Origin of the sequence: Occultella glacieicola (assembly GCF_004353825.1) — a bacterium.
Lineage (GTDB): Bacteria > Actinomycetota > Actinomycetes > Actinomycetales > Beutenbergiaceae > Occultella > Occultella glacieicola.
Window position 1 is genome coordinate 151,863 of the sequence record NZ_SMNA01000004.1, and the last position, 20,571, is coordinate 172,433.

The following is a 20,571-nucleotide window of genomic DNA, read 5'->3' on the forward strand; positions in this document are numbered from 1 at the left end:
CTCCGATGGGTCCGTCGATCCCGGGAGCGCAGCCGGGGCCGGCGCCAGCGTACTGGGACGACCTCGTGCCTTTCCGAGCGGTGTGGGGGACACTGGGAGTGGTGGTGAGAGCCGCCACCACACCGGCGTGGGAGGTCGTCATGAAGGCGGCAGTGGGAGACAGGGTCGTCGTCGCGTCGTCACACACCGACGTGGCCGCACGGGAGGGCGAGGTGATCGAGGTCGCCGCGTCGGACGGTAGCCCGCCATGGCGGGTGCGCTGGACGGATGACGGGCATGAGTCCCTGTTCTGTCCCGGGCCGGACGTGTACGTCGAACGACAGGTGGAGCGATTCGAGGTGCTTCTCGGCGAGTAGGACACAGGCACATGCCCGACGGCGGTGGTCGCCCGGGTCCGTCGGTGTCGGTGTCGGGCCGGTCGCGGCCGGGGACGTTCCTGCGTTCGGCACGGGTTGACGACGGTGGTCGCCGGCTCAGGGTCGACCACCCAGGGCGGTCTTCAGTTTCGGCGCGAGGGACGCGCCGTCCCCGCCGCTGACCTCCGCGGCGGCTCCGGCCCGGCGGGCCGTCCCCACCTCCTGCACCGCGACCGGTGTCCCGTGAGCCAGGACCTGCTCGCCCGGGGTCAGCTCCCGGATCGCGATCACGGCGACCCGCGCGGGGAACTCCTGCGCGAACTCACGGTAGATGTAGGGATCGTGCTGGCCGTCATCGCCGACCAGCACCCAGCGGATGTGCGGGAACTCGGCCGCGAGCCGGCGCAGTGCGTGGCGCTTGTGCTCCTGACCGGAGCGGAACCAGCCGGAGTTGGTCGGTCCCCAGTCCGTCATCAGCATCGGCCCGGCCGGGAACCGGTGCCCGCGCAGGAACTGGACGAGGGTCGGCATGATGTTCCAGGCCCCGGTCGAGAGATAGAACATCGGGGCGCCGGGGTGGTCCGCGAGGAGGTCCCGGTACATCGCCGCCATCCCCGGCACCACCTTGCGGGCGTTGCCGTGTCGGATGAACGTGTTCCAGATGGCGATGAACGGTCTCGGGACGAGCGTGACCAGGGCGGTGTCGTCGATGTCGCTGACGATTCCGAAGCGTGCGCCGGCGTCGATGACGTGGACTCGTTCAGTCACAGGTTCCGCGGACTTGGCGGTGATGGTCACCTGATGCCAGCCGGGGGAGAGTCCGTGCTCGGAGACCACCAGGTCCAGATAGCCGCCGCGGTCGGCGGTGCCCGGATAGTCCCGGTCGCCCACCCGGACCGTGACCGGCATGTAGCCGACCGACGCCGTCACGTACGACCGCCAACCGCGTCGGGAGGTCAGGTCCTCCTCCGCGGCACCGGTCGCCGGCGGGGCTCCACCGCGGGTCATCACGACCCGGCCGAGGATCCGGACGAAGTCCTGGTTCCCGTAGCCGATGTAGGAAAGGGTGCGGGGACGCCATCCTCGAGTCCGCAGAATCGGCACCAGTCTGCGGTTGATGCCGTTCTCTATGGCAGCGGCCAAGTGCGTGTCGGGCATGGGCCCAGGCTATGGGAAAGGATCGAGGTCGGCGGCCTGACGCCGCCGACCCCGACCTGCTGCGCCCCATTGCGCAGGCTCCGACTGGTGTGTCCGAGTGGTCCCTATCGTGGCCCACGTCACACGACGCCGGGGACCTTGAACCCATTCAGAAGGCAACGATTCGGTCACGATATGGCCCCTCCGGACCGGTATGGATCCATCTCCCGGATCGTGGGCTCCGGGTCCCCGACGAGGATGTCTCAACACCCCCATGGCGCTCGATCCGCACGCGGCTCCGCCGCTTGCATTGCGGCGGCGCAACGGCCCTTGCGGCTCGGGGCCTCGGGCCTCGGCGGCGCTTGCGGCTCGGGGCCTCGGGCCTCGGCGGCTCTGCGGTTCGGGGGCTCGGCGGCCTCGGCGGCTCTGCGGTTCGGGGGCTCGGCGGCCCGGCGGCTCTGCGGTTCGGGGGCTCGGCGGCTCGAGGGCTGCGGCGGCCCCGGCCCTTGCGGCTCGGCGGCGGCTCGGCGGCGGCCCGGTCCTCGCGGCCCGGCATCGACCGTCGCCCTTGGGGTCAGCGTCGGCTGCCGCCCTGTGGCCTCTCGTCTCCCGCGTCTGCGCGTCGCCCGAGGTGACGCCGCCGGTGCGACGGTCCCCGTCGCAAGGCGGAGGGCCGCCGTCGCGGTTACCTCCAGGGTGACTGGGTGGGGACGATTTCGGTGCCGTCTGGTTTGTAGAAGTGCCAGGTGCCGTTGATGGTGCGCATGGTGAGGCGGTGGGTGTGGACCCAGTTGTGGTGGTAGTAGCACAGCAGGGCGGCGTCGGCGAGGTCGGTGCGTCCGCCTTTGGACCAGGCTCGGACGGCGTGGTGGGATTCGCAGAGTTCTGGGGGTGCGGTGCAGTGGGTGCGACGCAGTGGTGGTCGTGGGCGATGAGGGCGCGGCGCTGGTTGCTGGTGAAAAGGCGGTGGGCGCGGCCATGGTTGAGGACTTCGTTGTCGGGGCCCAGGATGATGCGGTAGGTCTCGCCGGTGCAGGTGATCAGGCGTTCGAGCAGGGTGTAGGGCACGGGTCCGGTGGTGTCGGTGAATGTGGCCGGCCCGGCGCTCAGCAGGGCGGCCCAGTCCCGGGTCAGGAGGTCGGGGGTGGCGGCGCCCGCCGGCGCCGGGGTGGCGGTGGTGGACATACGGGTCCCCGCGGACGCAGTTGTCCCGTTGGTGCCGGTGGACAGAGCCGTATCAGTGGACAGGTCAGTGCCGGTGGCGAAAGCAGCCCCCGAGGGCCGGGACCCGTCGCCGCATGAAGCCGTGCTGGCGGACGGGACTGCGCCGGTGGAACCAGTCGTGCTGGTGGGCACAGCGGTGTCGGTGGGCGCAGCGGTGTCGGTGGGCGCAGCGGCGTCGTCGGGCGCAGCGGTGTCGTCGGGCGCAGCGGTGTCGTCGGGCGCAGCGGTGTCGTCGGGCGGAGCCGTCCTGGGCGAGGTCGTCGGTGCTTCCGCGGAAGCGCTGGTCGGGCCGGTGCTGTCGAGGCCGGGGAGCGGGTCGTCGATCGGTTGACCGGTACGTCCCGGCGCCGGGGTTGCCCCGTTGTTGACCCAGATCGGCTCGCCGCCGGTGGGCTCGGGGGCCTGAGCGGCCTCGACGTCGGCGGCTTTGGCGGGCTCAGAGCCCGTGGACTCGGTGGCCTCAGAGTCGGGGGCCTGAGTGACCCCGGCTGCGGCGGTCCGGGCGGCTTCGGCGTTCGTTTGGGCGGTGTGGATGATGTCGAGGAATTCGGGGGTGGTGATGAGGACGCCGAGGTGGGGGCGCACCGAGGCGCTGGTGCCGACCTTCCCGTGGTCGAGGGCGGTGTGGGCGAGGTCGGCGAGGGCTTGGGCGCGGCGTTGGGCGTGGGTGCGGGTCTCGCCGGCACTCGGGGGTCCCATGAGGGCTTCGAGGGCGGCGCGGATGTATTGGCCGTGTTCGAGGGTCAGGAAGCCGGCGAGGTGGTACCCGTCCATGGTGCGGTCGATGTTGACGAACTCGTGGTCGGCTGCGGCGAGGTGGGCGGCGTCGGCGGTGTCGGGGTCGGCGATCGCGACGAAGTGGTCGACCAGGGTGCGGAGGTCCTCGGGGGACCGGACCGCGGCGCTCTCGAGCAGCAGCTCCTCAACGGTGACCACCCGACCATCGGCCACGGAGGCACCGACGGCGGGCGCTCCGGTGCCGTCGGTCGTGGTCGGGTCGGTCGCGTCGGGCCCAGTGGCGGCGGTGCCGTCGGTGCCAGTGGCGTCCGCACCGGTAGCCGTGGTGTCGGTGCCAACGGTGTTCGCGCCCGTCGCGGTGGTGTCGGTCCCGGTCGCGTCGGCGCCAGTGATATCGGGGCCGTCGGTACCCGTGCCGGTGGACGCGGCATCGTCAGTGCCGGTGTCGGGGGTGGGGCTGGCGGGGAGTTGGAGGGCGTCGGTGGCGGCCTGGGTGGTGGCGGCCCTGAGCAGGATCTGGGCCTGGTCGATCCCGATCTGACCGGCTCGTAGCCGTCGCCTGGTGGCGGGCAGGCTGTTGCGCAGGCCCTTGGCCAGGCTCACGATCCGGCGGGCGTTGGTGGCGGTGATGCCGTAGGTCTTGGCCACGTAGGCGGCGTAGGTGCGGAACCCCTTGGTCGGGTCCCAGGTGCCGGCCTCTTCCTCCAGGCCCATCCAGTCCAGGCGGGCCCCGGTGAGGTTCTCGGTGATCAGGTGGGTCCGTAACGCGGCTTGGCCCAGGAACGTGGCTCCGTATCGGTCGGATTCCTCGACGGGGTCGGCGCAGGCGATCGCCTTGGTGATCGCTTCCAGGGCGATCAACTGGTCGTCCAGTGAGCCGGACAGCACCTCGGCCAGAGGCTGGTGCATCCGGGACGCCAGCGCCACTCCCGCCGCCGCGGGAGCACCCGAACCACTGCCACTGCCATCGCCGGTGCCGCCGCCGGTGTCGCCGTTGCCGCCGGTGGTGTCGCCGTTGCCGCCGGTGGTGTCGTCCATGGTGCTCACCTTCTCTCGGGTGCCGCTTGTATCGGACGGATGTTCGATCTGGTTCCACCCTAGAACACCCCACCGACAACGCCAGATCCCGGATTTCCCTTGTGGATACACCGAAATCGGCACGTCCGTACGTGGGCACCATGGGCCGGAGAGCGCGCCGATGACTCCCCATCCACAGACCCCCGCGGGCCGTAGGGGCCGGACGTGCGCGAGTTGAATGGTCGGGCGGAGCAGTCGAACGGTTCAGGACAGCTCGCCGGCGGCGGCCACCCAGTCGGCGAGTTCCGCGCGGGCGTCTGCACCGAGCGCGCGCAGCGGCCTCGGTAGGTTCGGCGTGCCCACCAGGCCGAGGTCCTCGGCGAGGGCCGACGCGACCCGCATGCTGCCGTGCCGGCGCATGAGATCCCACACCGGTTCAAGCTCGGCCGACAGTGCGCGCGCGGCGGCGGCATCGCCGGAACGAGCCGCCCGCGTGAGGGCCATCGCCCGCTGCGGCAGGGTGCCACCGAGTACGGAGTACCAGGCATCGCAGCCGGCGAGCAGGCCGGTGGCGGCCATCGGGTCCCCGCTGATTCCTATGGTCACGTGTCTGGGGACGAGCTCCCGCAGGCGGTCAACCCGGCCGCGAGTCGCGTCAGGTCCGCCGGAGAGGCCCGCTGTGCCAGTCGTGCCCGCTGTGCCAGTCGTGCCTGCTGTGCCTGCCGTGCCTGCTGTACCCGCCGAACCGGCAACGCGCCGGTCGCTCGTCGCCGGCACCCCGGGGATCTTGATCGAGGAGACCCGGGGCAGCCGGGAGACCCGTCCGTAGAGCTCTTCGGTGAACGTGAACCCGGTGGTCCCGGGATTGTCGTAGACGCACAGAGGCACCGAGAGTTCGGCGGTGATGTCCTCGTACAGCCCGTAGACCTCGTCCTCGGTCAACGGCTGGTAGGTCACCGGTGCGAGGAGCACCCCGGCGGCTCCCGCTGCCTGGGCGTCGGCGGCCAGGTCGAGCACCTCCCGGGTGCCCACCGAGCCGATCCCGATCACCACCGGGATCCCGCCCGCGGCCTCGACGGCCAGATGAGCCACCCGCGCCCGCTCGGCCCGGGTCAGGTACGGATACCCACCCGTCGAACCCAACGGACAGATCATGTCGACCCCGGCCGCAACGAGCCGGCCCACGAGTGCGTCGAACGCGCGCTCGTCGATCCCACCGGCACCGACCGGCGTCAGTGGGAACGCCCCGAGTCCGGTGAAGAGTCCGGGGGCGGTGCCGTCGCGCAGGCCGGGCATCACGCGACCCCCGCCTCGCGGGCGAGGATCGCGGCCTGCACCCGCGAGGTGCAGCCGAGCTTGGCCAGCAGGTGCGAGACGTGCGTCTTGGTGGTCGCCTCCGTGATGTGCAGACCGGCGGAGATCTGCCCGTTGGACAGGCCCTGCGCCAGGGCAGCGAGCACCTCCCGCTCGCGGGCGGTCAGGCCGGCGCGCTCGACGACGGCCGTGGCGTCCGCCTCGGCCCCGGGCCGCCCGCTCCCCGGTGATCCCGGCCCACCCGGCCGTGACGTCGCGAACGCGTCGAGCAGGGTCCGGGTCACCTCCGGAGCGACCACGCCCTCCCCGGCGGCCACCCGGCGCACCGCGTCGAGCAGGGCCGGTGCGCTGGTCGACTTCAGCAGGAAGCCCGCAGCCCCCGCCCGCAGTGCCCCGAACACATACTCGTCCAGGTCGAACGTGGTCAGCACGAGGACGTCCGCGAGCCCCTCACCGACGATCGTCCTGGTCGCCTCGATGCCATCCATCCGGGGCATCCGGATATCCATCAGCACCACGTCCGGACGCAGCGCGCGGGCGTTGCGCACGGCGATCTCCCCGTCGGCGGCCTCGCCGACCACCTCGATGTCGGGGTCGCCGGCGAGCATCAGCCCCAGGCCCGCGCGGATCGCGGTGTGGTCGTCGGCGATCAGGGCCCGGATCGTCACCGGTGCTCCTCGGGGTCGACGGGGCGAACGCCCGACGGCGTCGGCGCGGCCCGCAGGTCGTCGGTCGGTCGGTCGGCGGTCGGGTCGTCCGGGCCGTGGTCGAGTTGATCGTGACCGCGGCCGGGCCGCTCGCCCGGCCCACCCGGCTCACCTGGTCCACCCGGCTCGCCCGGCCCGCCCGGCTCGCCCGGCTCATCCGGCCCACCCGGCTCTCCCGCCTGCCCGACCCCCGCGGCGGGCAACCGGGCCCGCACGACCCACCGTCCGCCGTCGGGCCCGGCCGTGCACGTGCCGCCGACGGCGGTGGCTCGCTCGGCCATGATCTCCAGCCCGAAGCCGGTCGAATCGGCTCGGCGTACCGGCCCGACGGCGTTGCTCACCTCGATCAGGAGGGTGCCGTCGTCGTGGGTGAGGGCCGCCGCGACCTCGCCGGCGCCGTGCTTGGCCGCGTTCGTGAGCGCCTCCTGCAGGATCCGGAACGCGGCCTGGTCCACGGCCGCCGGCAGGCCGTCGGCGGCCGACCGCTCCGGCAGGGTCAGGTCCAGGTGGTGCGCCGCGCCGAGTCCGGCGAGCTCGACGGGGTCGCTCAGCCGGGCCGGGGCGAGTTCGGGTTCGTCGCCGGACCGGAGCAGGGTGATCATCGAACGCATCTCCGCGAGGGCGGACACCGACGACCTACGGGCGGCGAGCAACGCCGCCCGGTCCGCTCCGCCGTCGGGCCGTGCCAGTGCGGCCTCGGTCGTGATGGCGATCGCGGACAGGTTGCCCGAGATCGCGTCGTGCAGGTCGCGGGCCATGCGTTCGCGTTCGTCCCGCAGCCGCTCGGCCTGGCGCATCGCGGTGAGCCGCTCGAGATCGGCCGCGCGTGCGTGGGCGAGATCGGCGACCTCCTTCTGTGCGCGCACCGAGCCGCCCCACCAGAGCGGGGTCGCGTACAGCGCGAACGACTGCAGCCCGTTCGCGAGCGCGAACCGGAGGTCGCCGCTCACCAGCCAGGCCGCCACGAACGTCACCACGATGACCCCGACGACCACGGCCATGATGATGCGAACCGCGCGGCTGGACGCATACAGCGCCGCGGAGTGGAGCAGGTCCCAGAGCACGAGGATCACGCCGATGCTGCCGCCGAGCAGGGCATCCCCGGCCAGCACCACCACGCCGCCGAGCAGAGCCGCGATCGGGTGTCGGCGCTTGCCGAGCATGACCGCGGCGCCGAGTACCAGCGGGACGAGGTGCCACCAGGGGTCGGCCGGCGGCCACGGCCAGGTGTAGAACAGGCCGCCGGTCAGGTCCGTGACGATGAGCAGCACCCCGACGATCACCACGGCGACGGCGTCGGTGACGTCCCGCCGTCGAGGGGTCGCCCGGGCCCATCGCCAGAACTCGATCACGAATGCCACCCGACCATCCCAGCACACGGCGCGCCCGCGCCGGAATCGGCCGAAGGATGGAGGTCAGTGGATCCCGGCCATCATCTTCGTGATCCACTTGTTCATCGCCGCCACGAGGACCCCGACCAGGATCGACGCGCCACCGAGGACCAGGAAGTACGGCGTCTCGTTGTCCGCGTCGTAGAACGTGGCGAGCGCGCCGGCCGCCGCGGAACCGACCGCGATCGACATGAAGAACAGCGCGATCATCTGCGTGTGGAACGCCTCGGGTGCGAGCTTCGTGGACAGCGACTGCCCGACCGGGGACAGGCACAGTTCGGCGATCGTGAACAGGAACAGGATCAGTACCAGCCACAGCAGCGGCGTGCTGTTCGGACCGCCGCCCGCGAACGGGATGAACAGCAGGAAGGCGATCCCCATCACGGTGGTGCCGATCGCGAACTTCCACGGGGAGGTCGGCTGCCGCGGTCCCATGCGCTGCCACATCGCCGCGAACACCCCGGCGAAGATGATGATGAAGATCGGGTTGATCGACTGGATCCAGCTCGGCGGCATCACCCAGCCGAAGATCTCCCGGTTGAGCCGCTCGTCCGAGTACACGGCCACCACCGTGAACTGCTGCTGGAACAGGGACCAGAACGCCGCGCTCGCGACGAACATCGGGATGAAGGAGATCACCCGGCTGCGTTCGACATCGCTGAGCCGCGACGAACTCAGGATGATCGCGAACAGAGCGATCGTGGCGGCCAGCGTCACCACGACCACGATCGTGGACAGATTCGCCGCCGTGATCGCCCCCACCAGGGCCAGGACCGCGACGAGCACCACGGCGCCGACCGCGATCCCGAGGTATCGGATCCGGCCACGGTGGTCCAGGGGGTTGGTGACCTCGGCGCCGGCGTCACCGATCGTGGACCGGCGCAGCAGCAGGTACTGGATCAACCCGGCCGCCATGCCGAGCGCGGCGAGCCCGAACCCCCAGTGGAAGCCCTGCATCTTCCAGACGAGCCCGGTCAGCAGCGGCCCGACCAGCGCGCCCAGGTTCACGCCCATGTAGTAGATCGAGAACCCGGCGTCGCGGCGCGTGTCGTCCTTGGTGTACATGTCGCCGAGCACCGAGCTGGTGGTCGCCTTCAACGTGCCCGAGCCGAGCGCGATGCAGACCAGGCCGATGCCCACGCCGATGAACGCCGGCACCACCGCCAGCGCGATGTGCCCGCACATGATCAGCACCGCGGCGCTGAGCAGGGTCCGCTCGGCCCCGAGGAGCCGGTCCGCCACCCAGGCGCCGAGGATCGAGGAGAGGTAGACCAGGCCGCCGTAGGCACCCACGATCGAGGTGGCCTCGGCCTGCGTGAGCCCGAGGCCACCCGCGGTCGCGGAGTAGTACAGGTAGTAGACGAGGATGCCCTGCATGCCGTAGAAGCTGAACCGTTCCCACATCTCGACGCCGGCCAGGTTCGCCAGGCCCCAGGGGTGTCCGAAGAAGGTTCGCGTCGGTGCCGCGACAGGTTCCGTGGCGGTGTCGCCCTCAGTCATCCTGCGAGCGTGGCACCGATGCCGAGCGCTCGCACGCGGGGGAATCTCCATCGAAGGAGTGACGTCGCGACCTGCGTCCTTTGCCCGATGTGCGCGGGGTCGGCCACCGTGAGAGTGGAAGCATGTCCTTCTCGCTGCTCGGCCCGCTCGCGGGCCTCGCCCTCATCGACTCGACCAGTTTCGGCACCCTGCTCATCCCGATCTGGCTCATGCTGGCGCCGGGTCGGCTGCGCGCGCAGCGGGTGCTGGTCTTCCTCGGAACCGTCGCGGTGTTCTACTTCGGCGTCGGCCTGGCCCTACTGGCCGGCGCCAGCGGGCTGGCCTCGATCATCGAGTCCGAGTCGCCGATCCTGACGTGGGGACAACTCGCGCTGGGCGTGGCCCTGTTCGTCGGCTCGTTCTTCGTGGGCCGGAAGAAGAAGACCGAGCCCGACGGCGGCGCCTCGGCCGGGGTGGACGCCGTCACCGTGGGCGGGCGGAGCGTGGGCGACGACGGCGCCGGGTACGAGTCGGGGGAGAGCGGGCCCGGCGGGCGGGGGCCCGCCGGGTCGGATCCGGACGTCGATGCCGGTGCTGCCCCGGCGCCGACCGGGCGGCTGGCCCGCTGGCGCGAGCGCACCGTGGCGACCGAGGGCCGCGGCGGGTACGCGTCCCTGATCGGGCTCGCGCTCGGTGCTGCGGTCCTCGAGGTCGCGACCATGCTGCCCTACCTCGGTGCGATCGGGCTGATGACAGGCGCCGACCTCACCTGGCCGCAACGCGTCGTGCTGCTCGCCGGCTACTGCCTCGTCATGATCGTGCCCGCGCTGGTACTGCTGGGCGGTCGGATCCTCGCCCGTCGGACGGTGGAGCCGGTGCTCCAGCGGATCGCGAACTGGATGGCGAAGTCGGCCGGGGAGACCGTGGCCTGGATCATGGGCATCGCGGGCTTCCTGATCGCCCGGGACGCCGCCGTCCAGGTCGGGCTGTTCGAGATGATCAACGACTTGTCGAACACGTTCGGAGTGAATGTGGGTGAGGGCAGGCCGGTCGACCCCACCGGCCCTGCCGGCCCGGAGGCACCCGCGACGCCCGAGTAGTCGGCGGCGCAGCCGGCCCCGTGTTCGTCGGGACTGCTAGCCTCGACCGCGTTGCCCGTTCTCAGGGCACGAGTGTGAGAGGAGGCCGCGCATGTTCGCCATGTACCGCGCCGCCCTCCCCGGGATCGTCTGAGGTTCACCCTCGACGGTCGACGGTGGGAGCGTGCGCCACTGCCAGCGCCCTCGGGCGCGCCGGACCGTAAGGAATCTCGCGTGCACTTGTTCTCCCCTGCCTCCCGCACTGAGGCCATCGACCTGATCTCGAGCCATACCCCCGTCCCCGACACGCCGGGTCAGCGGCTGCTCTTCGCGCAGCCGTCCCTCGACCGGCTCTTCGACAAGGGGCAGCGCGCACCCGAGCGGGTGTGGGCCCTGCGGGGCGACCCGGGTGTCGGCGGACTCATCGCCGCTCGGCTGCTCGGTGACTTCGCCCTCATCGACATGATCGCGATGCCACGAGTTGAGGCCGCGGCCGCGTTGCTCGTCGACGCGGCGACGGCGTGGGCACGCGGCTATCCGGAGGCGGAGGCCTCGTTCGAGGCGGACGCCGTAGCCGAACCACTGGCCGATCCCGGCGTGGCGCGGGTGGTCACCGCGTTCGGCAGGGCCGGATGGCGGGTCCACGTGACGCGCAGGCACTACCACGTGGCCGCGGCGGACGTCGCGGCGGCGAGTGCCGCGGTGCCACTCTCGGTCCACCTGGAACGGGCCGGCTCTGCCGACCCTGCCGACCCTGCCGACCCTGCCAGGCTGGTCGCCCTGCTCGAGCGGGTGCTGCCCGGCTCGCTGGACGTCCGCGACCAGGACCTGGTGGCCAGAGTCGGGCTCGCGCAGGCGGCCGCGGAGCAGGCCACCGACCTGCTCGACTCGGATCCGATCGAGTGCATCCGGTTCGCGGTGATCGACGGCGTCGACGCCGGCTTCGCCTCCTGGGTCGCCCTCCCGAGTGGGAGCGCGTACGTGGTCGCCGTGGGGGTCGCCGTCGAGCATCGAGGACGCGGTCTCGGCGGTGAGCTGGTCGCCGCGGCAACAAGAGACCTGGTGGCCGCGGGGGCACACACGCTGATCGCCGACACCGACGACGACAATCTCGCCATGATCGGTGGGTTCGAACGGGCCGGGTGGCAGCCGACCTCGGCGCGCATCGACCTGACGCTCGGGTGAGGGGACCGTCTCCGGCAGGTCAGAGAGATCTCTCCGCCAGCACGGCGACGCACCTGACGAGGGTGTCCGCATGGTGAGATCTCGACTAGCCTGAGGGCCGGTGTCGAGGCGAGGAGCGGGCGTGCCGGAGATGGTCACCTGGGAGTTGCGGGCGGCGTTCGCGCGCAGCCTCTCGGACATGTACGGCCGCGAGGTGCCCGCCTACACGGCGCTTCTGGACGTCGCCCACGAGGTGAACTCCGACGTGATGGCGGCCGACCCCGCCGCCGCCCAGCGACTCGGCAGCATCGGCCGGGTCACCGCGGAGCGGCACGGCGCGATCCGCCTCGGCACGCCGACCGAACTGAGCCAGGTGGCCCGGGTGTTCGGTGCCTTGGGCATGTACCCGGTCGGGTTCTACGACCTGCGCGACGCCGGCTCCAGCGCCATCCCGGTGGTGTCCACGGCGTTCCGCCCGGTCGACGCCGACGAGCTCGCCCGCAACCCGCTCCGCGTGTTCACCTCGGTGCTGACGCCGGGCGACCGACGGTTCTTCTCGGCCGACCTGCAGGTCCGGCTCGAGGAGTTCCTGGGACGGCGGCGCATCTTCTCCCCGGACCTGCTCGCGCTCTCCGATCGTGCCGAGTCCGGCGGCGGGCTCGACGCCACCGGCGCCGAGGAGTTCCTGCGCCTGGCCACCGCGACGTTCGAGCTATCCCCCGAGCCGGTCGACCGGGCCTGGTACGCCGAGCTGGAGCGGGTCTCGGCCGTCGCCGCGGACATCGGCGGGGTCACCAGCACCCACATCAACCACCTCACCCCGCGGGTACTCGACATCGATGCCCTCTACGAGCGGATGTCGGCGCGCGGCATCACGATGATCGACGACGTCCAGGGCCCACCGCGCTGGGACGGCCCGGACCTGCTGCTGCGCCAGACCTCGTTCCGCGCGCTGGCGGAGCCGCGGGCATTCCGGATGCCCGACGGCGAGATCGTCCTGGACTCACTGCGGGTCCGGTTCGGGGAGGTCGAGGCACGCGGCATCGCGCTCACCCGCGCCGGACGGGAGCGTTACGACGCCGCCATCGTCGAGGCGCGCGAGCGCGCCGACGCCGGCGGCGAACCCGACGCGATGGCCGGGGCGCCGCGCGGTGGCGGCGTGGGCCGCGTGGGTGGCGTTGGCGGCGTGGGCTCTGTGGGTGCCGCCGGCCCGGTCGGGGCCGCCGGCAGCGCCGCGGCCGCCCACCGCCAGGGCATCCTCCGGGAGATCTGGGCCCGCGACTTTCCCCGAACCGAGGCCGAGCTCGACAGCGAGGGCCTGGCGTATTTCACCTATGACGCGGCCGGTGCCCGCACCCCGATCGTCTACGAGGACTTCCTGCCCGCCTCGGCCGCGGGTATCTTCGCCTCCAACCTGACCGACCGCGGCGCGAAGGACAGCACCCAGGAGGCTGCGACACTCGACGCGGACTGGTTGGCCGGCGCGCTCGGACGCGACCTCCTCGACCCGTTCGACCTGTACGCCGCACAGAGCGAGGCCTCCCGCGCCCGCACCGACGAAGGGCCACGATGACCACGAACGCCACCCCCGCCGTCGGGCACCTCAAGGACGCGGCCAGCGACCTGCCGGACCCGCGCGAGGCGGCCCTCGAGGCGCTGCGGCGCCTCGGTGCCCAACTGCCGCCGGCGCCCGACGGCGCACCCTCCTTCACGCCGACGTCGCCGCTGTCCGGGCACGGCCTGTTCCCCTTGCCGGTGACGTTGCCCGAGGAGGTGGGGGCCGCCGTCGACCGTGCTCACGAGGCGTTCCTGACCTGGCGGCTGGTGCCCGCGCCGGCTCGCGGCGCGCTCGTGCGCCGGTTCGGGGACCTGCTCCGCGAGCACAAGGCGGACCTGGCCACCCTGGTCACGCTGGAGGCGGGCAAGATCACCGCCGAGGCGCTCGGTGAGGTGCAGGAGATGTTCGACATCTGCGACCTCGCCGTCGGGCTGTCCCGCCAGCTCGAGGGCCGCACGATGCCGTCCGAGCGGCCCGGGCACCGGCTCATGGAGACGTGGCACCCGCTCGGCGTGGTCGGCGTCATCAGCGCGTTCAACTTCCCGGCCGCGGTGTGGTCGTGGAACACGGCGGTGGCGCTCGTCTGCGGGGACCCCGTGGTCTGGAAGCCGTCCGAGACCGCGCCGCTGACCGCGCTCGGGGCGGCCGCCCTGCTGCGCCGGGCCGCCGCCGAGCTTGGCGCGCCGGAGCACCTCGCCACGGTGATCCTCGGCGGGCGCGAGACCGGGGAGGCGCTCGTCGCCCACCCCCGGGTGGCGCTCCTCTCGGCGACCGGGTCGGAGCGGATGGGTGCCGAGGTGGCGCCGGTCGTCGCAGCCCGGATGGGACGCACGCTGCTGGAACTCGGCGGCAACAACGCGGCGATCGTGACGCCGTCGGCGGACCTGGACCTGACGGTGCGCGGGGTGGTGTTCTCCGCCGTCGGGACCGCCGGGCAGCGGTGCACGTCGCTGCGGCGGCTGATCGTGCACACCTCGGTCGTCGACGAGGTGCTCGAGCGGCTCGCGAGCGCCTACCGCGGCCTGCCGATCGGGGACCCGCGCGAGGCGGGCACGCTCGTCGGGCCGCTGGTCTCGGCAGCCGCCCGTGACCGGATGCTCGCGGCATTGGAGCAGGCCCGGGCCGAGGGTGGCACGGTGGTCACCGGCGGCGAGGCACACGCGCTCCCGGCGGCCCCGGACGCCGCCTACGTCACCCCGGCCCTGGTGCAGATGCCCGCGCAGAGCCCGATCGTGCACACCGAGACGTTCGCGCCGATCCTGTACGTGCTCGGCTATTCCGACCTGGACGAGGCGATCGCGATGCACAACGCGGTGCCGCAGGGACTCTCCTCGTCGATCTTCACCCTGGACCAGCGCGAGGCCGAGCGGTTCCTCGGACCGGACGGCTCGGACTGCGGCATCGCGAACGTCAACATCGGCACCTCCGGCGCCGAGATCGGCGGGGCGTTCGGCGGCGAGAAGAGCACCGGCGGCGGACGCGAGTCCGGGTCGGACGCGTGGCGGGCCTACATGCGCCGCGCCACGAACACGATCAACTACTCCGCCGATCTGCCGCTCGCCCAGGGCGTCGACTTCGGGTGACCCGCTCGCCGCCGGGTAGCATCTCGCCCGGAGACGGCGGGGGTGGGGATGGCGGCAGGCAGGGCCGGTGAGGCGGACGAGCGCCTCGAGGTCACCGTGGTGGTCGGTGTCATCTCGATCGTCGCGGTCCTCATCGCGGCCGTGCCGCTGCTCCTGCTCGATCCGGTTGCGCACGACGGTGCGGCGCCGATCGGCGCGATCTTCGGCATCCCGATGGTCGCCAGCGCGCTCATCATCGAGGTCGTGATGCGCGCGCACCAGCGGAACCGGCCGCTCAGCCGCGGGATGCTCTGGTGGGTGCTCGGAGTGCTGCCGGTCTCGATCGTGCTCTGCTCGATCCCGGCCGTCCTGGACGATCCCGAGTACTTCGCCTACGAGACCGGGTGGGGCGCCGTCGGCACCCTCGCCGGGATGCTCCTGCTGGCCTACCTGGGAATCCTCATGGGTGGCCTGCTCTGGTTCTTCGTGGTGTTCCCGCTCGCGCAGCTGGTCCTGGCCCTCATCGCACGGGCGCGCGGTGACAAGGAGGGGGGCAGGATCGGGTTCGGGTCCTTCCTCCTGCTGGGTCTCGCCGCGCTGATCCTGATCCTGGCCGGCTCGCTCGACGGGCTGGCTCCCGGTCGATCGAGCGGAGGCCAGATCATCGCGGCCGTCCTCGGGATCCCCGGATCCTACGAGGTCGTCTGGCCCCTCGGGCTGTGGATCGTGCGCCTGCTCCTCGCCGGCTTCGTCCTGCTGCTGTGCTGGCCGGCGATCACGCGGCGCGTGCGCGGGCGGCGCGTCGCCTGAGACGACGCGCCGCGTTCGTCAGGACAGCGGCCGCGGGTGCTGGAGGCGCCGGCGGACGAGCAGTAGGGCGGTGCCAAGAAGCAGGATCGCCGCGCTGGCGGCCAGGGCCGGTAGCGTGTCGGACCCGGTGGTCGGCAGGCCCGGGTCCTGGTCGGCCGGCGGAGCACCGGTCGGGTCGATGTCGGCCGGTGGGCTCGTCGGCTCGGGGGCCGCGGCCGCGACGCTGAGGGTGAACTCCCTGGTGATCGGGTCGCCCACGAACACGGTGAAGGTCACGTCGCCGGCGACCTCGGGAGCACCGGATATCACCCCCGTCGCCGTGTCGAGCCCCAGGCCCGCCGGAAGCTCGCCCTCGAAGAGGCCCCATGTGTACGGGCCGCCGTCGCCGCCGGTCGCCTCCAGGGTGAGGGAGTACTCCTCGCCGACCGTCGCTGCCGGGAGCGACTCCGTCACGATCACCAGCGGGTCGAGCACGGTCAGGGTGCCGTCGACGTAGAGGAACGAGTAGAAGTCGTCCACGCCGCCGCTGCAGGAGGTGGTGCCCGCGTCGACGTCGTAGCCGCACGTGGGCAGCGTGTCCAGGTCCTCGACGGTGTCGCCGCCCAGCAGACCGGTGTAGCCGGCCGTCACCTCCGGCTCAAAGGCGCCCTCATAGGTGGTCGCGTCGCTCGCGGTCACGGTGACGACCCCGCCGGAACGCTCCACCGCACCGGCGTCACAGGCCTCACCGACCAGTCGCGGGAAGCCCGGTCCGCGCTGGTCGACGGTCCCGGGGCACAGGTCGATCGTGTCCCCGTCCCACGGCACCGAGGTGCCGGGGGCGACCAGGTTCACGGCCGGGCTGGTCGGTCCCGGGAGCGTGGTTCGCGTCGGCCCGCCGTTGTTGCTCAGCGGCTCGAGCAGTGGGTCCGCGACGACGGTGGTGCCGGCGTCGAGTGCGCAGGTGTCGTCGGAGGCCACGTTGACGCCGCCGTCGGTCAGCCCGGCCGTCTCGCCGGTGCAGGCGGGTACTCCCTCAGGAGCGTGCACGATCGACCCGATCACGGTCGGTGCGGCGTCTTGGCCCAGGACGAGCCCGCCCTCGGCATTCTGCGCGACCGTGCTGCCGGCCAGCAACAGGGTCGCTACGGGGTAGTCCGGGGTCTCGAGCCCGGCGAGGCTGATGCCGGCAGCGCCGTTGCCGGCGACGGTGCTCGAGAGGATGCGGGCCGCGGCACCGGCCCCCGTCACGAGGCCGCTGGCCTCGTTGCCGGTCACGTCGGTGCGCACGAGCCGGACGTCCGCGAGCCACTCGGAGCCGGCGGGGGCGGCCAGGATGCCGTGGCCCGTGATCGGAAACCCGATGCCCTCATCGAGGGCGGTGCGCACGTTGTCGCGGACGGTGCTGTCCTCGAGCCGGAGGGTGCCGCCCTGGACGGACGCGCCGAGCGCGTTGCCGGAGATGGTCAGGTCGCTGCCGGTGACCGTTGCGGAGAATCGGAGCGCGATGCCTCCGAGTCCGAAGGAGGCCGCCGGCCCGTCGACGTCCAGCCCGTTCCCGGTGATCTCGGTGCCGGTCAGATCGACCGTGGTCCGTTCCGCCGAACGCGGCCGCTCGGCGGCGAAGATGCCGGCCAGGTGGTTGTCGGCGACGACGCCACCGGTGATGGTGACCTCGGCGAACTCCGCGTACAGCCCGACCTCGTTCGCGCTGAGTTCGGTGTCGGTCAGGACGGCATCGAAGCCGTCGAGGAACACGCCGCCCAGTGCCGTCGCGCCGTCGGCGTCACCCCGGTTGCGCGTCACGACGCTGTCGGTGAGCACCAGGGTGCCGTCGCCGGTCGAGGACGTCGCGAGGATCCCGGCCCCGTTGTCGGCGACGGTGCTGTTCGTCAGCGTGACGGCGCCGCCCTCGCCCAGCATCACGCCGTTGTCGTTGCCGGAGATCGTGACGTCGTGGCCGGTGAACGTGCCACCCTGCTGGAACACGACCCCGCCGCGGTAGGTCCCGCCCGCGGGCTCGCCACTGTCGGTGATCGCCGTCCCGGTCACGTCGAACGCCGCGTCGGGGGTGTACCCGAGCAGGCCGGCCCCGAGGCTGCCGCTCACCGTGCCACCGGTGATCGTCGCAACGCCCGCCATCATGGCAACGCCCACGCCGGAGGTGATGATGGCGGTCTCGCCGATGGCCACGGTCACCGGCGCCGCGCCCGCACCGGGGTCCAGCACGGGGTCGCCGCCGACGACGCCGTAGCCGACGCCGGCGATGGCGGAGTCCTCGATGGTGATCGTGCTGCCGCCCTCGCCGAGCACGCCGACGGCTCCAAGGGACGACGCCCCACCCGAGATGTCGATTCGCGAGAGGGTCACGCTCCGGTCCTCGGAGACTCGGATCACCGGCCGGAACGCGCTGGTGACGTCCCCGGCCACGAGACTCAGGTCGGCGAGGGTCACGTCGCCGCCGGCATCGACGAGCACCGTGGGTGCGTCGTCGAGGCTGGTGCCGGTCAGCGTCACGTCGCCCGCGGCGGAGCCCTGCAGCGTGACCGGGGTGGTGATCGTCAGCGCCTCCGCGTAGCTGCCGGCCGCGATCGCCACGATGTCATCGGCCGTGACCCGCGTGAGTGCCGCGCCGATCGTGGCGCACGCACCCGCTTCGGCGGTCTCGCCACACTCCGATCCGTCGGTTCCTGCGGCCTGGTCGACGTACCAGGTGATGCCGGCGGCCGCTGCGGGCGGCGCCCCCGACAGCGTCAGCGCGGCCGCTGCCACCACCGCCGAGCCGAACGCCGCCAGGCGTCGGCGGAGGTCTCGATGGTCGCCCATCCGGTCGTCGTGCACGGCGGTCCGGCCTCCGGCGGTGCGCATCGCAGTTCCCCCTGCTTTCAATTGTGTATCTCAGATTTCCTGAGACCGTATCGCTCATTCCCTGATACGGGAACCCCCGGCTGCCCGCCTCAGGCCTCGGCAGCCTCGTCGGTCGAGTGGTAGATCCGGAACACGTTGCCGTCGGGGTCCGTGAACGCCGCGTACCGGATCGGCGGCAGGTCCATCGGCTCGACGATGAAGGCCACGGACTGCTTCCTCTCGATGAAGTAGGCGTCGACGTCGGCGACCTCGTAGAAACCGGACTGGCCGTGCGGGTCGTCGGTGGCCACGTCGAGCATCAGCTCGATCTCGGAGTCCGGGATCTTGAAGGCGGCGGTGGTCTCGCCCATCCGCCACGCCTCGTCCCACCCGAGGGTGTCCCGGTAGAAGGTGACCGCGCGATCGAGATCGGCCACGGGCTGGTAGATCATCGTGAGTTTGAGTGCCATGTCAGAACCGTAAATGGATTATGTTTGGCCGTCAATGGTTTATGGTGTCGGGATGACGGACTGGATTCCGCTCCCGGGCAGCGCGAAGGCGCGACTGCTGGACGCGGCGATCGACCACCTCCAGCGTCAGGGGTACGAGGCGCTGAGCGTCCAGGCGGTCGCCCGCGCCGCGGGCGTGACCACCGGTTCGCTCTATCACCACTTCGGCAACAAGCTCGGCCTGTTCACGGTGGTCCGCGACGAGATGGACAAGCGCATGGTCGAGCGGATCGAGAGTGCCCTGGACGCGGTCGCGGTGGCCGGGGGGTCGGCCATGGAGGAGCCCGTCGGCGCCGGGCCGGTCGGCGCCGACGATGCCGTTGTGGTGGACCGGTCCGCGCTCGCGGCCGCGCTCGAGGTCGCGTTCGACGCGGCGGTGCGGTTCGGCGTCACCCGGGTGCTGGCGGAGCCACGGCCCGACGGCGGCGCGGACGTCATCGCCGCGGCGCTCCTGCGTGCAGTGCCGGGCCGGGCGGGCGCGACGGCCGCGATCCTCGCGGCGGCGTGGCGGCAGGCGCTGCGGTCGGTGGCGGACGGCGGTGACCCGGCCGACGTGCGTGCCGGGCTGAGGTGGCTGCTCCGGGGCTGAAGTGCCAGGGTTGCGGATGTGAGCGAGCGCCGGCAGCGGGTCAGTCTCACGGTCCTGATCGCGTTCGGTGCGAACCTGCTGATCGCCGTCGCGAAGTCGGCGGCGGGGGCGATCACCGGGTCGGCCTCGATGGTCGCCGAGGCGGCGCATTCCTGGGCTGACACCGGGAACGAGATCTTCCTGATGATCGCCGAGCGTCGCGCCCGCCGTCCGCAGGATCCGGCGCACCCGCTGGGGTACGGGCGCGAGGCCTACGTCTGGTCCCTGTTCGCGGCGCTCGGGTTGTTCGTGGCCGGCTCGGCGGTCTCGATCATGCATGGCATCCAGAGCCTCACCGACCCGGAGCCCGCCACGAACTTCGCCGTGGCCTACGTGGTCTTCGCGATCGCGCTCGTGCTTGAGGGCACCTCGTTCCGGCAGGCTTACCGGCAGGTGCGTCGCGGCGCGAAGGAAAGCGGCCGGGACCTGCTCGAACACGCGATCGCCACCTCCGACCCGACCCTGCGGGCGGTGTTCGCCGAGGACTTCGCCGCGGTGCTGGGCATCCTGATCGCGTCCGGCGGGGTGCTGGCCCACCAGCTCACCGGCTCCCCGGTCCCCGATGCGATCGGTTCGATCCTGGTCGGCCTGCTGCTCGGCGTGGTGGCGATCATCCTGGTGGATCGCAACCGGCGGTTCCTGGTCGGGGTCGAGGTGTCAGCGGCGGTCCGCGCGCGCGTCGTGGAGGCCCTGCTCGCTGTCCCGGAGGTCAGCCGGGTGACCCAGCTGCACATCGAGTTCGTCGGACCGCGGCAGGTGTACCTGGTGGCGACCCTCGACCTGGTCGGCGACGAGGTGGAGTCGCACGTCGGGGCGCGTCTGCGCGCACTGGAGGAGCGGATCGAGACGACGCCGAGCGTGATCCGGGCCGTGCTCACGGTGGCCGCGCCGGATGCCCCCGACCTGGACCTCGGTCTCGGGGCCCGGGCCGGCGACGGTGGCCACGCCGGGGATTAGGTTCCACCCGGGTCGTTGAATACGCTTCGGCGCATGTCTGTCGACCCCGCCGCCAACCCAACGGATCCCGCTGCTTCCACCGGCGCAGCGCCGGCCGCGTCCTCGGATGCGACTG

General features: G+C 72.2%; 16 protein-coding genes. 8 read left to right on the plus strand and 8 right to left on the minus strand.

Translation table 11 applies throughout. From position 1 onward, the window contains the following. Nucleotides 1-140 precede the first annotated feature (140 nt). The gene (locus EXU48_RS08650) at nt 141-356 is read left to right on the plus strand and encodes a DUF1918 domain-containing protein (protein WP_133107262.1); all 216 of its coding nucleotides are present in this window, start codon (nt 141-143) and stop codon (nt 354-356) included. A gap of 117 nt (nt 357-473) precedes the next feature. On the opposite strand, the gene EXU48_RS08655 is transcribed toward EXU48_RS08650, so the two are convergent. The 6 genes from EXU48_RS08655 to EXU48_RS08690 all read right to left on the minus strand — a co-directional run bounded on the left by EXU48_RS08655 (nt 474) and on the right by EXU48_RS08690 (nt 9,384). Further along, nucleotides 474-1,514: an App1 family protein gene (locus tag EXU48_RS08655; protein WP_133107263.1), complete on the minus strand. Its 1,041-nt coding sequence runs from the start codon at nt 1,512-1,514 to the stop codon at nt 474-476. Nucleotides 1,515-1,523: 9 nt separating this feature from the next. After that, complete coding sequence (locus EXU48_RS24455; protein ID WP_165962734.1) at nt 1,524-4,493, minus strand: DUF222 domain-containing protein; 2,970 nt, start codon at nt 4,491-4,493, stop codon at nt 1,524-1,526. Between the two features lie 243 nt (nt 4,494-4,736). Continuing rightward, nucleotides 4,737-5,768 (minus strand): dihydrodipicolinate synthase family protein, encoded by a 1,032-nt coding sequence (locus EXU48_RS08675; RefSeq protein ID WP_133107265.1) that lies wholly within the window; start codon nt 5,766-5,768, stop codon nt 4,737-4,739. After that, a complete protein-coding gene (locus EXU48_RS08680) occupies nt 5,768-6,394 on the minus strand; it encodes a response regulator transcription factor (protein ID WP_235856951.1) in 627 nt (208 codons plus the stop codon). Before EXU48_RS08680 ends, EXU48_RS08675 begins: the two co-directional genes overlap by 1 nt. Nucleotides 6,395-6,450: 56 nt before the next feature. Then, on the minus strand, nt 6,451-7,854 hold the full coding sequence (locus EXU48_RS24725) for a sensor histidine kinase (protein ID WP_133107267.1): 1,404 nt from the start codon (nt 7,852-7,854) through the stop codon (nt 6,451-6,453). Nucleotides 7,855-7,908: 54 nt separating this feature from the next. Further along, entirely contained in the window at nt 7,909-9,384 is a 1,476-nt protein-coding gene (locus EXU48_RS08690) for a peptide MFS transporter (protein ID WP_133107268.1), read from the minus strand. 122 nt (nt 9,385-9,506) lie between these two features. Between EXU48_RS08690 and EXU48_RS08695 the strand changes: the two genes are divergently transcribed. The 5 genes from EXU48_RS08695 to EXU48_RS08715 all read left to right on the plus strand — a co-directional run bounded on the left by EXU48_RS08695 (nt 9,507) and on the right by EXU48_RS08715 (nt 15,536). Further along, entirely contained in the window at nt 9,507-10,463 is a 957-nt protein-coding gene (locus EXU48_RS08695) for a GAP family protein (RefSeq protein WP_133107269.1), read from the plus strand. Nucleotides 10,464-10,676: 213 nt separating this feature from the next. Continuing rightward, nucleotides 10,677-11,627, plus strand: coding sequence for a GNAT family N-acetyltransferase (locus EXU48_RS08700; protein WP_133107270.1), 951 nt, complete (start codon nt 10,677-10,679; stop codon nt 11,625-11,627). Nucleotides 11,628-11,757: 130 nt separating this feature from the next. Beyond that, a complete protein-coding gene (locus tag EXU48_RS08705) occupies nt 11,758-13,179 on the plus strand; it encodes a VOC family protein (protein WP_133107558.1) in 1,422 nt (473 codons plus the stop codon). Continuing rightward, entirely contained in the window at nt 13,176-14,747 is a 1,572-nt protein-coding gene (gene amaB / locus EXU48_RS08710; protein WP_133107271.1) for an L-piperidine-6-carboxylate dehydrogenase, read from the plus strand. Before EXU48_RS08705 ends, amaB begins: the two co-directional genes overlap by 4 nt. Nucleotides 14,748-14,795: 48 nt before the next feature. Then, nucleotides 14,796-15,536, plus strand: coding sequence for a hypothetical protein (locus EXU48_RS08715; RefSeq protein WP_133107272.1), 741 nt, complete (start codon nt 14,796-14,798; stop codon nt 15,534-15,536). An 18-nt stretch (nt 15,537-15,554) separates the two neighbouring features. Here EXU48_RS08715 and EXU48_RS08720 read toward each other — a convergent pair whose 3' ends face one another. Both EXU48_RS08720 and EXU48_RS08725 read right to left on the minus strand, forming a co-directional pair. Beyond that, on the minus strand, nt 15,555-18,383 hold the full coding sequence (locus EXU48_RS08720) for a right-handed parallel beta-helix repeat-containing protein (protein WP_133107273.1): 2,829 nt from the start codon (nt 18,381-18,383) through the stop codon (nt 15,555-15,557). An 89-nt stretch (nt 18,384-18,472) separates the two neighbouring features. After that, nucleotides 18,473-18,832 (minus strand): VOC family protein, encoded by a 360-nt coding sequence (locus EXU48_RS08725; protein WP_133107274.1) that lies wholly within the window; start codon nt 18,830-18,832, stop codon nt 18,473-18,475. 52 nt (nt 18,833-18,884) lie between these two features. On the opposite strand from EXU48_RS08725, the gene EXU48_RS08730 reads away from it, so the two are divergent. Beyond that, entirely contained in the window at nt 18,885-19,460 is a 576-nt protein-coding gene (locus EXU48_RS08730; RefSeq protein ID WP_133107275.1) for a TetR/AcrR family transcriptional regulator, read from the plus strand. 18 nt (nt 19,461-19,478) lie between these two features. Further along, nucleotides 19,479-20,456, plus strand: a complete 978-nt coding sequence (locus EXU48_RS08735; protein WP_133107276.1) for a cation diffusion facilitator family transporter — start codon at nt 19,479-19,481, stop codon at nt 20,454-20,456. The last annotated feature ends 115 nt before the right edge of the window (nt 20,457-20,571 follow it).